Genomic DNA, 14,163 nt, shown 5'->3' with positions numbered 1-14,163 from the left:
ACGCCTTGCTCCGGCAAGGCTGCATTGAAACAGTCGGTCGGTCCGAATCAGCGCCCGAACGGGCCCCAGGTGGGCTCGCGCACATCGGCCTGCGTGGACACCAGCCTGGCGCGGATACGGCCGTCCAGGGTGCTGGTCATCAACACATCCTTGCCGCCGGCGCGCGTCGCGTAGACCAGCAGCCGGCCATTGGGCGCGAAGCTGGGGCTCTCGTCCTCGCTGGTGTCGCTGATCGCCTGCACGGCGCCGCTACCCAGGTCCAGCACATGCACGCGGAAGGCGCCGCCGGTACGGTTCACATAGGCCAGCGTCTTGCCGTCCGGGCTGATCGTCGGGCTGATGTTATAGCTGCCGCTGAAGGTGACGCGCTCCGGCCCGGCACCATTCTGACCGGACACCGGCATACGGTAGATCTGCGGGCTGCCGCCGCGGTCGCTGACGAAATAGAGCTGCTGGCCGTCGGGCGCGAACACCGCCTCGGTATCGATCGCCGAGCTCTGCGCCAGGCGGCGCAGGCCGGAGCCGTCGCGGCGGATGATGAAGAGCTGCGAGCCGCCCTCGCGCGACAGGGTCAGGACCAGCGACTGGCCGTCCGGCGAGAAGGCCGGCGCGCTGTTGCTGCCGCGGAAATCGGCGATCGCGCGGCGGCGCCCGGTCGAGAGGTCCTGGATCCAGACCACGGCCTTGCGGGTCTCGAAGGACACATAGGCCAGTTCCCGACCATCCGGCGACCAGGCCGGCGAGATGATGGGGTCGGGGCTGCCCAGCGCGACCTGGCCGCCCTCGCCATCGGCATCGGCGATGCGCAGCGAATAGCGGCCGCCGGCCTTGGTGACATAGGCCATGCGGGTGGCGAACACGCCGCGCTCGCCGGTCAGCTTCTGGTAGATCGTGTCGGCAATGCGGTGCGCGGCCAGGCGCACATCGTCCGGCGCCACCGCATGGGCCTCGCCGCCCAGGTCCTGGCCCTTGACCACGTCCCAGAGCTTGAAGCGCAGATCGACGCGGCCATCGGCCAGCCTGGCGGCCGAGCCGGCGGCCAGCGCATCGGCTTGGCGGGCCCGCCAGTCGACCCAGGAGGGGGCACTGTTCTCCGACAGGCCGGCCGCCGCGTCGATCACGCGGAACTGGCCGCTGCGCTCCAGGTCGGCGCGGATGATGGCGGCGATCGGCTGGCCGGCTCGCGCCTCGTCGCGGAACTCGCCGATGGCGATCGGCAACTGGGTGCCGCCGACGCCGGAAATCTCGACCCGGAACTGGGCCAGGGCCGGCAGGCTGAGGGCGGCGGCCGAACCGAGCAGGCTGCGGCGGGTGAGCTGGAACAAGGTGCGGGGGGCGTTTTCTGCGGACATGCGGCGCGCTGTTTGGGGCATCGCGAGATGCCGGCCGTTCTCATTGCAATGGCGGTATTTTGCCTGAGCCTGTAACAGGGCCCGGGCGAGCCATGGATATCATGCAGCAAACCGTAACAAGAGCCATCATGAGCGAGACAAGCCCCTTGGCGATCTGCCGTTATCCGACCCCCTCGCCCGCCGAACTCAGCGGCCTGCCCGAGGACGTGCGCCAACGCATCCTGGAGGTGCAGGACAAGGCCGGCTTCGTACCGAACGTGTTCCTGGCGCTGGCGCGCCGGCCCGAGGAGTTCCGCGCCTTCCTGGCCTACCACGACGCGCTGCTGCTGCGCGAGACCGGGCCCGGGGGGCTCTCCAAGGGCGAGCGCGAGATGATCATCGTCGCCACCAGCGGGGTCAATCGTTGCCTGTACTGCGTGGTCGCGCATGGCGCGATCCTGCGCGTCTACGAGAAGGCGCCGCTGCTGGCCGACCAGATCGCGGTGAACCACCGCAAGGCCGACATCACGCCGCGCCAATGCGCGATGCTGGATTTCGCGCTGAAGGTCTGCCTGAGGGCCGACGAGGTGAACGAGTCCGACTACGCAGCCCTGCACGCCCAGGGCTTCGACGATGAAGCCATCTGGGACATCACCTCGATCACGGCCCTGTTCGGCCTGTCAAACCGGCTGGCCAACGCGATCTCGCTGCGGCCCAACCCCGAGTTCTATCTGCTCGGGCGATTGCCGCGCTCGGGCAAGACCTGACCCGGCTCATTAGCCCAGCTTATGGGCTTCGGTGTAAACGCGATGAACGTGCGGCCCGGCAATCCATAGCATGGAGGCCTCCCCACCCCGAACAAGGACTCCCGCATGCGTTCACCGAATCTCATCGCGTTCATGCTTCTCGGCGCCTGCGGCCTGGCGGGGGCGCAGACCCCGGCCACGCTGGACCGGATCAAGGAGCGCGGCAGCATCGCGGTGGCCTACCGCGAGTCGTCGATCCCCTTCTCCTACCTGGGCGGCGACGGCCAGCCGGTCGGCTTCGGCTGGGAGATCTGCGCCAAGGTGGTCGAGCAGGTCCGGAAGGCCACCGGCCGCGCCGACCTGAAGGTGACGACCCAGGCCGTGACCTCGCAGAACCGCATCCCGCTGTTGCAGAACGGCACGATCGACATCGAGTGCGGCTCGACCACCAACAACACCGAGCGCGGCAAGCAGGTCGCCTTCGCCACCAACTACTTCTACACCGGCACGCGCTTCCTGGTGCGCAGCGAATCGCCGGTCAGGTCGGTCGCCGACCTGAAGGGCAGGAAGGTCGTGTCGACCACCGGCACCACCAACTTCCAGGTGCTGCGCAAGCTCAATGCCGAGCAGAACCTGGGCTTCGAGCTGTTGACGGCCAAGGACCATGCCGAGTCGGCCCTGCTGGTGCAGCAGCAGCGCGCCGATGCCTTCGGCATGGACGACATCCTGCTCTACGGCCTGCGCGCCAGCGCCGCCAATCCGGCCGAGCTGGCCGTGGTCGGCGAGGCGATCCAGGTCGAGCCCTACGCCATCATGCTGCGCCGCGACGACCCGGCCTTCAAGAAGCTGGTCGACGACACCCTGGCCGGCCTGATGAAGAGCGGCGAGTTCGAGGCGCTGTACAAGAAGTGGTTCCAGTCGCCGATCCCGCCCAAGGGCATCAACCTGAATGCGCCGATGAGCAAGGAACTGCGCGACAACCTGAAGGCCCTGTCGGACAAGCCGGCGATCTGACGGCGACCCGGACCTCGTGATGTTGAACGAAACCAGGCCGCGCCCCGGGCGCGGCGCGGGCCGCGCCATGCCCGCGCCCAGCGATGTCGTCGGCGTGCTGGGCGGCATGGGGCCGCTGGCCACGCTGGACTTCATGCGCAAGATGCTGGAGGCCACGCCGGCCGCCAGCGACCAGGAGCATGTGCCGGTGGTGGCCAGCTCGATCCCGCAGGTGCCCGACCGCACGGCCGCCTTCCGCGGCCAGGGCGAATCGCCCTTGGCCGCGATGCTGGCGAGCGGGCGACGCCTGGCCGACGCGGGCGCCGGCCTGGTCGTGATCCCCTGCAACACCGCGCACCTGTGGTTCGACGAGCTGCAGCAGCAGCTGGGCCTGCCGATGCTGCACCTGGTGGACGCGGCGCTGGAGGACGCGGTGGCACTGTCCGGCGCCGGCGCGCGCATCGGCCTGCTGGCCACCGACGCCACGCTCGCCTCCGGGCTCTATCTGAACCGCCCGGCCTCGCGGCAGGTGCAGTGGCTGCTGCCCACCGCGCAGGAGATGCTGGACTGGGTGATGCCCGGCATCGCCGCGGTCAAGGCCGGCCGGCTGCCGGCCGCGGCAGAGCTGCTCGGCCGCGCCGCGCAGGCGCTGGCGCAGCGCGGCGCCGCGGCCCTGGTGCTGGGCTGCACCGAGATCCCGCTGGTGCTGAACACCGCCAATGCGCCGCGGCCGGTGGTCGACGCCACCGCCGCGCTGGCGCGCCGCGCGGTCGACTGGTCGCTCAGCCGGCGCCCTGCGTCACCTGGCGCAGCGCCGCAATGAAATCGGCCACCGGCTGCGGCGAGCGCAGGCCCTGAGGCAGCAGCGCGCGCACCTCGACCGGCACCTCAGGCAGCAGCGCGCGCACATGCAGGTGGGCATTGGCGCTGGCCTGAGCGGTGAAGGAATCGATGATGGCCGGGCCGAAGCCACGCTCGGCCAACACCATCGCGATATGGTGGGTCTGCACGGTGATGCCGGCCTGCGGCGCCAGCCCCAGGCGCGCCCATTGGTCGGCCAGCATCGTGCCCAGCGGGTCGCGCTCGTCGATGCGGATCAGCGGTGCGCGCAGCACATCCTCCATCGCCACCGTGCCGCGCCGGTCGGCGCCGGCCGTGCCGACGCGCGAGACGCAGACCAGCCGGCCGGTGGCCACCAGTTCCTCGTGCACCGCCGGATGGCCGGCGCTGCCGTAGACGATGCCGACATCGCCCTCCTGCAGCGCGATGGCGCGCGCGATCTCGTTCGAATGCAGGCTGCGGATGCTGACCGGCATCTCCGGATAGCGGGCGCGGAACAGCTGCAGCGCGTCCGGCAGGGCCCGCACCGCCAGCGACGGCACGACCAGCAGGCGCAGCTGGCTGGCCTCGCCGCCGCCCAGCGCCAGCGCCATGCGCCGCACCGACTCCAGCTGCGACATCAGGCGCTGCACCTCGGGATAGAGGGCCTGCGCCGCGTGCGTCGGCACCAGGCGCTTGCGCTGGCGCGTGAACAGCACATAGCCCAGCTGCAGCTCGGCCAGCTTGAGCGCCTGGGTCACGGCCGGCTGCGTGACGTGCAGCAGCCGCGCGGCGGCGCTGACCGTGCCGGTCAGCATCACGGCGTTGAAGACCTCGATGTGCTTCAGGCGCATCGCGCTCGTCACATCAGCACAATGTCGTAATGCTCGGTCTGGTTGGCCGGTTCCGCGCTCAGCGAGATCGGCTTGCCGATGAAGTCGGAAAGCCCGGCCAGGTGCTGGCTTTCCTCGTCCAGCAGCATCTCCACGACATTGGCCGCCGCCACGACGCGGAACTCCTTGGGCGAGAACTGGCGCGCCTCGCGCAGGATCTCGCGCATGATGTCGTAGCAGACCGAGCGCGCGGTCTTGACCTGGCCGCGGCCCTCGCAGGTCGGGCAGGGCTCGCAGAGCATGCGCGCCAGCGATTCGCGCGTGCGCTTGCGGGTCATCTCCACCAGACCCAGCTGGGTGAAGCCGCCCAGCGTGACCTTGGTGCGGTCCTTGCTGAGCTGCTTGCGAAACTCGCTCAGCACCGCCGTGCGGTGCTCCTCGCGCGTCATGTCGATGAAGTCGACGATGATGATGCCGCCCAGGTTGCGCAGGCGCAGCTGGCGCGCGATCGCGCCGGCCGCCTCGAGGTTGGTCTTGAAGATGGTGTCGTCGAAATTGCGCGCGCCGACGAAGCCGCCGGTGTTGACGTCGATGGTCGTCATCGCCTCGGTCTGGTCGACGATCAGGTAGCCGCCCGACTTCAGGTCGACGCGGCGCGCCAGCGCGCGGTCCAGCTCGGCGTCGATATTGTTGAGGTCGAAGATCGGTCGCTCGCCGCGGTAATGCTCGAGCTTCTCGGTCGCGGCCGGCATGTACATCTCGCCGAAGCCGTGCAGCACCTCGAACTGCATCTTGGAGTCGATGCGGATCGAGCCGGTGCGTTCGCTGGCCAGGTCGCGCAGCACCCGCTCCACCAGACTCAGGTCCTGGTGCAGCAGGGTGCCGGGCGGCGAGCGGTGCGCGCGCTCGCGGATCAGGGCCCAGGCCTTGCGCAGGTAGGCGATGTCGGCGCCCAGTTCCTCGTCCGAGGCGTCCTCCGCATTGGTGCGCAGGATGAAGCCCCCACCGCCGCCCTCCTCCGCCTTGCCGACCAGGGCCTGCATGCGCGCGCGCAGCTGCTCGCGCGCCTCGGGCGAGCCGATCTTCTGCGAGATGCCGATATGCTCGTCCTGCGGCAGGAACACCAGCATGCGTCCGGCGATGCTGATCTGGGTCGACAGGCGCGCGCCCTTGGTGCCGATCGGGTCCTTGATCACCTGCACGGTCAAGGTCTGACCCTCGAACACCAGGCGCTCGATCGGCACGGCCGTGCCGTTCTCGGCGTGGTGGCCGCGCGGCGTGGCACCGTTGACGTGCAGGTCCGCCACATGCAGGAAGGCGGCGCGCTCCAGGCCGATGTCGATGAAGGCCGACTGCATGCCCGGCAGCACGCGCGCCACCTTGCCCGAATAGACGTTGCCGACGAGGCCGCGCTCCAGGGTGCGCTCGATATGCAGTTCCTGCACCGCGCCGTTCTCGACCACGGCCACCCGGGTCTCCTGCGGAGACCAGTTGATCAGAATATCTTCCATAGCTTCGTGTCTCCTCTCCGGCCGGTCTTGTGCCCGCCGGTCAAGCACTCTCGACAGGCTCGCAGCCTGGCGGGAAGGCTCGTCTTCAGAGTTCGAGGCCGGCACCGCGCAGCAGCTCGGCGGTTTCGAACAGGGGCAGGCCCATGATGCCTGAATATGAGCCCTCGATGTGCTCGATCCAGCCGGCGATCCGGCTCTGGATCGCATAGGCCCCGGCCTTGCCCATCGGCTCGCCGCTGTCCACATAGGCGTGCAGCGCCTGCGCCGGCACCGCGGCGAAGCGCACATGCGAAACGCTGACGGCCAGCGCCTGCCGCACATCTCCACCATCGCGCCAGGCCAGCGCCACGGCGGTCAGCACGCGGTGCGTGTGGCCCGACAGACGGGTCAGCATCGCCAGCGCCTCGTCGGCGTCGGCGGGCTTGCCGAGGATGGCCGTGCCCAGCGCCACCGTCGTGTCCGAGCACAGGATCGGCCTGTTGGGCAGGCCGCGCGCGACGCGGCGCTGCAGGGCCGCGGCCAGCTTGTTGAGCGTGGCGCGGCGCACATAGGGCTCGGGCAGTTCGCCGGGCTCCACGGTCTCCAGCGCCTCGGCGTCTTCCTCGGGGCCGGGCAGCAGCAGCTCGTGCGCCACGCCCAGCTGGTCCAGCAGCTGGCGCCGCCGCGGGCTTTGCGAGGCGAGATAGATCGTCAAGGCGGGCTCACTCACGGTGGTAGGGGTGACCGGCCTGCACCGACCAGGCACGGTACAGCCCTTCGGCCAGCAGCACGCGCACAAAGGCGTGCGGCAGGGTCAGGTCCGACAGGCGCAGCATGTCGTCGGCCGTGGCCTTGAGCGCGGGATCCAGGCCGTCCGGTCCGCCGATGAAGATGGCCACGTCGCGGCCGTCGCCCTTCCAGCGCTCCAGCTTGGCGGCCAGCTGCACGGTCGTGACGCGCTCGCCGCGTTCGTCCAGGATCACGCGGCGCGCGCCCTTGGGGCAGACGGCCTCGAGGCGCTGGCCTTCCGCGGCCATCATCTGTTCGACGGTCTTGCCGGCCGTGCGCGGCTCGGCCTTCACGGCCTTCAGCTCCAGCCGCATCTCCGGCGGAAAGCGTTTGGCGAAGTCCTCGAACGCCGCATCGGCCCAGCCCGGCATGCGCTGCCCGACGGCCAGCAGCACGAGGCGCATCAGGCGCTCTTGCGAACCGTCTTCTTGGCCGCCGGCTTGGCGGCGACGGCCTTCTTGGCCACGGGCTTGGCGGCCGCCTTCTTGGCGACCGGTTTGGTGGCCGGCTTGGCGGTCGCGCCGACCTTGATGGTCTTGGCGGCCTTGGCCGTCACCGGCGCCTTGCTGCCGACGGTGCGGCTCACGGTCTTCTTGGCCGGCGTCTTCTTGGCGGCGACCTTCTGGGCCGGCGCCTTCTTGACGGCGGCCGGCTTCCTGGCCGGTGCGGCGGGTGCAGCGGCTGCGGCCTTCTTGGCCGCCGGCTTCTTCTTGGCGGGCGCCTCGGACGCGTCCTCCGACGCCTTCACCAGCCTGATCTCGCCGTCGCCGAGCTTGAGCTTGACCGGCTTGCCGCCCCAGATTTCTTCCAGGTGGTAGTAGTCGCGGATGGCCGGCTGCATCACATGCACGACGGCCGCGCCGCAGTCCACGATGATCCACTCGCCGTTGTCCTCGCCCTCGGTGCGCATCACCTGCATGCCGCGTCCCTTGACCGTCTCGCGCACGCTGGAGGCCAGGGCCTTGGTCTGGCGGTTGCTGGTGCCCGAGGCGATGATGACGCGCTCGAACAGGGGCGAGAGGTGCTCGGTGTTGAAGACCTGGATGTTCTGGGCCTTCACGTCTTCCAGGCCATCGACGATGGCGCGCTGCAGTTTACGAATATCCATTCAGTTCTCGCTCCGTGGGCCGCTAGGCCCGGTCAGTCCCGTAAAGGCAGTGACGGGCAATATACCCCGCCACCGCATCGCCCACCATCGGGCGGATGTCCTCGCCGCGCGACGCCATGTCGCGCACGCGGGTGGAAGAAAAAGCCAGCGGCGGCATCGCGATCAGCTCGACGCGATGCGGCAGCGCCCGCAGCTCGGGCGGCGCCTGCACCACCGCGCCCCCACCCTCGGATTCCCGCGCGGCCACCGCCAAGGTGACCAGGCCCAGCAGGGCCTGCCACTCTCGCCAGGTGTGCAGCCTTGCGTACTGGTCCTGGCCGATCAGCAGGAAGATCCGCTCGTCCGGATGCGCCGCCAGGCGCGCGCGCACCGTGTCTATCGTGTAGCTGGCGCCGTCGCGCTCCAGCTCGCTGTCGTCGACCGCGAAGCGCGGCTCGCCCGCGATCATCAGCTCGACCATCGCACGGCGGTGTGCCGGCGAAGCCAGGCCGCGGCCCGTGCCGTCCTGCAGCTTCTGCCAGGGCCGGCCGGCCGGCAGCCACAGCAGCCGGTCCAGCCGCAGCTGATCGAGCGCGCAGCGCGCCAGGCTCAGATGGGCCAGATGGACCGGATCGAAGCTGCCGCCGAACAGACCCGTCGCGGGGCCGCCGCTCAGAGCCATAGATGCGAGGCCGGTTCGTGCGCCCAGTCGCGCGGGCGCAGGAAGTCGCTGTAGAGCCGGGCCTCCGGCGTACCGGCCTGCGGCTGCCAGTTGTAGCGCCATTTCACCAGCGGCGGCATCGACATCAGGATCGACTCGGTGCGGCCGCCCGACTGCAGGCCGAACAGGGTACCGCGGTCGAACACCAGGTTGAACTCGACATAGCGGCCGCGCCGGTAGGCCTGGAAATCGCGCTCGCGCTCGCCGTAGGCATAGCCCTGACGGCGCTCGACGATCGGCAGATAGGCCGGCAGGAAGGCGTCGCCCACCGAGCGCAGCATCGCGAAGGCCGCATCGAAGCCGCCTTCACTGTCGTCCTTGGCATAGTCGTCGAAGAAGATGCCGCCGATGCCGCGCGGCTCGTTGCGGTGCTTCAGGAAGAAATACTCGTCGCACCAGCTCTTGAAGCGCGGGTAGAGCGCCTCGCCATGGGGCTTCAGCGCCGCCTCGCAGCTGCGGTGGAAATGCTGGGCATCGCGCTCGAAGCCGTAATAGGGCGTCAGGTCCATGCCGCCGCCGAACCAGACCACCGGCGCGGCGCCGGGCGGCAGCGCCGCGAACATGCGCACATTCATGTGCACGGTCGGCACGAAGGGATTGTGCGGGTGCAGCACCAGGGACACGCCCATCGCCTCGAAGGGCGCACCGGCCAGCTCGGGGCGGTGCTGGGTGGCCGAGGGCGGCAAGACCCGACCCCGCACATGGGAGAAGTTGCAGCCGCCTCGCTCGAAGACGGCGCCGTTCTCGATCAGCCGGCTCAGGCCGTCGCCCTCCAGCCGCCCGCCGGGCTCGCGCTCCCAGCCGTCGCTGGCGAAGGCCTGGCCGTCGGTGCGCTCCAGCGCGGCGATGATGTTCTGCTGCAGGCCCAGCAGGTATTCGCGAACCACCAGGGTATCGATCATGGTCTTCCCATCAAGCTCACGGGGCTGGCCAGTTCGGGCCGCTTGCCCTGCTTGCCGGCATAGAGCGCGGCCATCAGCGCGAAATCGGCATCGGCATCGCCGCTCAGCTGCACGAAGCGCTCCAGGCTCACGGTCCGGCTGGCGAAATCGAAGCAGGCCAGGCCCACCGGCACGCCGGCCTGCACCGCCAGATGATAGGCGCCGGAGCGCCAGCCGCCACCCAGCGCGCGCGTGCCCTCGGGCGCCACGGCCAGCCAGAACGACTCGCCGCGCTCCCGGGCCGCAGCGAGCTGCGCGGCCGTGCCGCCCACCAGCCCCTGCGCGGAGCGGCGGTCCACCGCCACGCCGCCCAGCCAGCGCAGCCAGGCACCGAAGCCCGGCAGCGCGAACAGGCCGCTCTTGGCCCAGAAGCGCAGCTCCAGGCCCAGCGCCCATTTCGCCAGCAGGCCGATAACGAAATCCCAGTTCGAGGTATGCGGATAGACCATGATGACGCCCTGACGCGCCGGCAGGCCGGCGAACGCCAGCCGCCAGCCGGCCAGGCGCAGCAGGGCGCGCGCCAGCATGCTGCCCCGGCCCGGCAGGGTCAGCGGGGCGTCGAGCAGACGCGGCGCGGGAACGGCGACCGGCTCAGCGCTCAACGCTTGGTCACCGCACGGTGGCCGATGTCGCGGCGGAACTGCTTGCCTTCGAACTGGATCGGGGTCAGGGTGTCATAGGCCAGTTGCTGGGCCGTGCGCACCGATTCGCCCAGGGCCGTGACGCAGAGCACGCGGCCGCCGGCGGTCAGCAGCCTGCCGTCCTGCTCGGTGGTGCCGGCATGGAAGACCATCGCGTCTTCCCGGTCGGCCGGCAGGCCGGTGATCGCGTCGCCCTTGCGCGGCGCCAGCGGGTAGCCCTCGGCGGCCATCACGACGCCCAAAGCGACGCGGCGGTCCCATTGCAGCTCGACCTGGTCGAGCGTGCCGTCGGTGGCATGCATCAGCAGATCGAACAGATCGCTCTTCAGCCGCATCATGATGGGCTGGGTCTCCGGGTCGCCCATGCGGGTGTTGAACTCCACCGTGCGCGGCTGGCCATGCTCGTCGATCATCAGGCCGGCGTAGAGGAAGCCGGTGAAGGGGATGCCGTCGCGCGCCATGCCCTGGATGGTCGGCAGGATGATCTCGTGCATGGCCTTGGCATGCACATTGGGCGTCACCACCGGCGCGGGCGAGTAGGCGCCCATGCCGCCGGTGTTGGGGCCTTCGTCCTTGTCGAGCAGGCGCTTGTGGTCCTGGCTGGTGGCCAGCGAGACCACGTTCCTGCCGTCGCAGACGACGATGAAGCTGGCCTCCTCGCCCTGCAGGAACTGCTCGATCACGACGCGCGGCACGGCTTGCCCATTCGCGCCCTCGTTGTGCACGACGCCGAGCTTGTTGTCCGCCAGGATCCAGTCGATCGCCTGATGCGCCTCGTCCAGGCTCATGGCCACGACCACGCCCTTGCCGGCGGCCAGGCCGTCGGCCTTGATGACGATCGGCGCGCCCTGCGCGTCCACGTAGGCATGGGCCGCGGCGGCATCGCCGAAGGTCTGGTAGGCCGCGGTCGGGATGCCGTGGCGCTGCATGAAATCCTTGGCGAAGGCCTTGCTGGATTCCAGCTGCGCCGCGGCCTTGGTCGGGCCGAAGATGCGCAGGCCGCGGGCGCGGAACTCGTCCACCACGCCGGCCGCCAGGAAGGCCTCGGGGCCTACCACGGTCAGCGCGATCTTCTCGGCCTCGGCGAAATCGGCCAGCGCCTTGACGTCGGTGATGGGGATGTTCTTCAGCCGCGTGTCGCGCGCCGTGCCGCCGTTGCCGGGCGCCACGAAGACCTGGCTGACGCGTTCGCCCTGGATCAGCTTCCAGGCCAGGGCATGCTCGCGGCCGCCGTTACCGAGTACCAAAACTTTCATGCGCTGACCTTCATTCCTCGATGCTCGCGTTGTGATAGACCTCCTGGACATCGTCCAGGTCTTCCAGCACGTCCAGCAGCTTCTGCATGCGCTGGGCGTCCTCGCCGCTCAGCTCGATGCTGTTCTCGGCGCGCATCGTCACCTCGGCCACCTCGGGCTTCAGGCCGGCGGCCTCCAGCGCGTTCTTGACGGCCTCGAAGTCGCCCGGCGCGGTCAGCACCTCGATGGCGCCCTCGTCGTCGGCGACCACGTCCTCGGCCCCGGCCTCCAGCGCCACTTCCATCACCTTGTCTTCCGAGGTGCCGGGGGCGAACACCAGCTGGCCGCAATGCTTGAACTGGAAGGACACCGAACCGTCGGTGCCCATATTGCCGCCGTACTTGCTGAAGGCATGGCGCACCTCGGCCACGGTGCGGACCCGGTTGTCCGTCATCGTGTCGACGATGACGGCCGCACCGCCGATGCCGTAGCCCTCATAGCGGATTTCCTCGTAGCTGATGCCGTCGAGATTGCCGGAGGCCTTGTCGATGTTGTACTTGATGCGGTCGGCCGGCATGTTCGCGGCCTTGGCCTTATCCACCGCCAGGCGCAGGCGCGGATTTTCCTTCACATCCGGACCGCCCTGGCGCGCGGCCACGGTGATCTCACGGATGATGCGCGTCCAGATCTTGCCGCGCTTCTCGTCCTGACGCCCCTTGCGGTGCTGAATATTGGCCCATTTGGAATGACCAGCCATCGACTCAATCTCCTGGCGAGCGCGGCCCTCGCGATACGCGACGAAGCGACTCAGTTTGTTGGATAGACTGCGATTTTAGTCTGTCGCCAGACATTCCTTCCTGGAGAACCCTATGGCCGATCCGATCCTGCTGGCCCGCCACGGCGACGTCGAGTGCCAGCTCTTGCCCGCGCTGGCGAATCGCCACGGCCTGATCACCGGCGCCACCGGTACCGGCAAGACCATCAGCCTGCAGACCCTGGCCGAAAACCTGAGCAAGATCGGCGTGCCGGTCTTCATGGCCGACGTGAAGGGCGACCTGACCGGCATCAGCCAAGGCGGCAGGCCCGGCGAGAAGCTGCTGGCCACGCTGAAGGACCGCGGCATCGACGCCCCCGCGCCGCTGGCCTGCCCGACCACCTTGTGGGACGTGTTCGGCGAGCAGGGCCACCCGGTACGCGCCACCGTGTCCGACATGGGCCCGCTGCTGCTGGCGCGCATGCTGGCGCTCAACGAGACCCAGGCCGGCGTGCTGCAGCTGGTGTTCAAGATCGCCGACGACCATGGCCTGCTGCTGCTGGACCTGAAGGACCTGCGCGCGATGCTGCAGCATGTGGGCGACAACGCCAGCCAGTACACCACCGAATACGGCAACGTCTCGGCCGCCTCGATCGGTGCCATCCAGCGCGGCCTGCTGCAGATCGAGAGCCAGGGCGGCGACAAGTTCTTCGGCGAGCCGATGCTCAACATCGCCGACTTCATGCAGACCGAGGGCGGCCTCGGCGTGATCAACATCCTGGCGGCCGACCAGCTGATGAACGCGCCCCGCCTCTACGCCACCTTCCTGCTGTGGATGCTGTCGGAGCTGTTCGAGACACTGCCCGAGGTGGGCGACCTGGACAAGCCCAAGCTGGTGTTCTTCTTCGACGAGGCGCACCTGCTGTTCAAGGACGCGCCGGCCGCGCTGATCGAGCGCATCGAGCTGGTGGTGCGCCTGGTGCGCTCCAAGGGCGTGGGCGTCTATTTCGTGACCCAGAACCCGCTGGACATTCCGGACGCGGTGCTGGGCCAGCTGGGCAACCGGGTCCAGCATGCGCTGCGCGCCTTCACGCCGCGCGACCAGAAGGCCGTCAAGGCCGCGGCCGACACCATGCGCGCCAAGCCCGGGCTGGACATCGCCGCTGCGATCACCGAGCTGGCCGTGGGCGAGGCCCTGGTCAGCCTGCTGGACGAGAAGGGCCGGCCCAGCATCACCGAGCGCGTGTTCGTGCTGCCGCCGGGCAGCCAGATCGGGCCGATCAGCCCCGAACAGCGCGCCGCGCTGCTGAAGAACTCGCTGGTGGCCGGCATCTACGAGAAGACGGTGGACCGCGAGTCGGCCTACGAGAAGCTCAGCGGCCGCGTCGCGGCGACGCCGGGGCAGGCCGGCGGCGGTTCGATGGCCGATGAGGCCGATGCCGCCCTGCGCGGCGCGCCCCGGGGTGCACCGCCGGCCCAGCAGGACCAGCAGGAACAGGACAGCGGCATGCTGGGCGGACTGAAGGACGTGCTGTTCGGCTCCACCGGCCCGCGCGGCGGACGCCGCGAGGGCCTGGCCGAGGCGGCCGCCAAATCGGCGCTGCGCTCGATGGGCACCACCGTGGGCCGCGAGATCATCCGCGGCGTGCTGGGCAGCATCCTGGGCGGCGGCGGCCGGCGCCGCTAGGCAGCGCTTCGCGCCGGCGGGCGACGGCCCGTCGCGCCGGCGTGGCGGGCCGGGGGGAGCCTGGGCAGCATGCGGCCCATCGCAAGCCCCCAAGGA

The 14,163-nt window shown here is 69.8% G+C and carries 15 protein-coding genes; 4 read left to right on the top strand and 11 right to left on the bottom strand.

The window, feature by feature from the left end; genetic code table 11:
• Positions 1–47: 47 nt before the first annotated feature.
• Positions 48–1,352: a Tol-Pal system beta propeller repeat protein TolB gene (gene tolB / locus AC07OQ_RS20745; RefSeq protein ID WP_495055045.1), complete on the bottom strand. Its 1,305-nt coding sequence runs from the start codon at positions 1,350–1,352 to the stop codon at positions 48–50.
• Positions 1,353–1,480: 128 nt separating this feature from the next.
• Between tolB and AC07OQ_RS20740 the strand changes: the two genes are divergently transcribed.
• The 3 genes from AC07OQ_RS20740 (at position 1,481) to cuyB (ending at position 3,893) form a co-directional block, all read left to right on the top strand.
• Positions 1,481–2,098, top strand: a complete 618-nt coding sequence (locus AC07OQ_RS20740) for a peroxidase-related enzyme (protein WP_495055044.1) — start codon at positions 1,481–1,483, stop codon at positions 2,096–2,098.
• Between the two features lie 105 nt (positions 2,099–2,203).
• On the top strand, positions 2,204–3,091 hold the full coding sequence (locus tag AC07OQ_RS20735; protein WP_495055043.1) for an amino acid ABC transporter substrate-binding protein: 888 nt from the start codon (positions 2,204–2,206) through the stop codon (positions 3,089–3,091).
• 19 nt (positions 3,092–3,110) lie between these two features.
• Positions 3,111–3,893 carry a cysteate racemase gene (gene cuyB, locus AC07OQ_RS20730; RefSeq protein WP_495055042.1) on the top strand — a complete coding sequence of 261 codons (783 nt, stop codon included), beginning with the start codon at positions 3,111–3,113 and terminating at the stop codon, positions 3,891–3,893.
• Here cuyB and AC07OQ_RS20725 read toward each other — a convergent pair.
• The 10 genes from AC07OQ_RS20725 to AC07OQ_RS20680 form a co-directional block, all read right to left on the bottom strand.
• The gene (locus AC07OQ_RS20725; RefSeq protein WP_495055041.1) at positions 3,853–4,755 is read right to left on the bottom strand and encodes a LysR family transcriptional regulator; all 903 of its coding nucleotides are present in this window, start codon (positions 4,753–4,755) and stop codon (positions 3,853–3,855) included. The genes cuyB and AC07OQ_RS20725 overlap by 41 nt on opposite strands.
• On the bottom strand, positions 4,752–6,233 hold the full coding sequence (gene rng, locus AC07OQ_RS20720) for a ribonuclease G (protein WP_495055040.1): 1,482 nt from the start codon (positions 6,231–6,233) through the stop codon (positions 4,752–4,754). Before rng ends, AC07OQ_RS20725 begins: the two co-directional genes overlap by 4 nt.
• A gap of 85 nt (positions 6,234–6,318) precedes the next feature.
• Complete coding sequence (locus AC07OQ_RS20715; protein ID WP_495055039.1) at positions 6,319–6,927, bottom strand: Maf family protein; 609 nt, start codon at positions 6,925–6,927, stop codon at positions 6,319–6,321.
• Positions 6,928–6,934: 7 nt separating this feature from the next.
• Positions 6,935–7,405, bottom strand: a complete 471-nt coding sequence (rlmH, locus tag AC07OQ_RS20710; protein ID WP_495055038.1) for a 23S rRNA (pseudouridine(1915)-N(3))-methyltransferase RlmH — start codon at positions 7,403–7,405, stop codon at positions 6,935–6,937.
• Positions 7,405–8,109, bottom strand: a complete 705-nt coding sequence (rsfS, locus tag AC07OQ_RS20705) for a ribosome silencing factor (protein ID WP_495055037.1) — start codon at positions 8,107–8,109, stop codon at positions 7,405–7,407. The genes rlmH and rsfS overlap by 1 nt, the downstream gene beginning before the upstream one ends.
• Before the next feature lie 22 nt (positions 8,110–8,131).
• Positions 8,132–8,770 carry a nicotinate-nucleotide adenylyltransferase gene (nadD, locus tag AC07OQ_RS20700; RefSeq protein ID WP_495055036.1) on the bottom strand — a complete coding sequence of 213 codons (639 nt, stop codon included), beginning with the start codon at positions 8,768–8,770 and terminating at the stop codon, positions 8,132–8,134.
• Positions 8,761–9,711, bottom strand: a complete 951-nt coding sequence (gene hemF, locus AC07OQ_RS20695) for an oxygen-dependent coproporphyrinogen oxidase (protein WP_495055035.1) — start codon at positions 9,709–9,711, stop codon at positions 8,761–8,763. Before hemF ends, nadD begins: the two co-directional genes overlap by 10 nt.
• Positions 9,708–10,352, bottom strand: a complete 645-nt coding sequence (locus AC07OQ_RS20690) for a 1-acyl-sn-glycerol-3-phosphate acyltransferase (protein ID WP_495055034.1) — start codon at positions 10,350–10,352, stop codon at positions 9,708–9,710. The genes hemF and AC07OQ_RS20690 overlap by 4 nt, the downstream gene beginning before the upstream one ends.
• Positions 10,349–11,647 (bottom strand): phosphoribosylamine--glycine ligase, encoded by a 1,299-nt coding sequence (gene purD / locus AC07OQ_RS20685; RefSeq protein ID WP_495055033.1) that lies wholly within the window; start codon positions 11,645–11,647, stop codon positions 10,349–10,351. Before purD ends, AC07OQ_RS20690 begins: the two co-directional genes overlap by 4 nt.
• A gap of 10 nt (positions 11,648–11,657) precedes the next feature.
• The gene (locus AC07OQ_RS20680) at positions 11,658–12,383 is read right to left on the bottom strand and encodes a YebC/PmpR family DNA-binding transcriptional regulator (RefSeq protein ID WP_495055032.1); all 726 of its coding nucleotides are present in this window, start codon (positions 12,381–12,383) and stop codon (positions 11,658–11,660) included.
• Positions 12,384–12,495: 112 nt separating this feature from the next.
• Between AC07OQ_RS20680 and AC07OQ_RS20675 the strand changes: the two genes are divergently transcribed.
• A complete protein-coding gene (locus AC07OQ_RS20675) occupies positions 12,496–14,067 on the top strand; it encodes a helicase HerA-like domain-containing protein (RefSeq protein WP_495055031.1) in 1,572 nt (523 codons plus the stop codon).
• Positions 14,068–14,163: the final 96 nt, after the last annotated feature.

It is taken from the genome of Roseateles sp. GW821-FHT09B06 (genome assembly GCF_059418245.1).
Note: the sequence above shows the minus strand (reverse complement) of the source record. Positions and strands in the feature narration are given on the sequence as shown.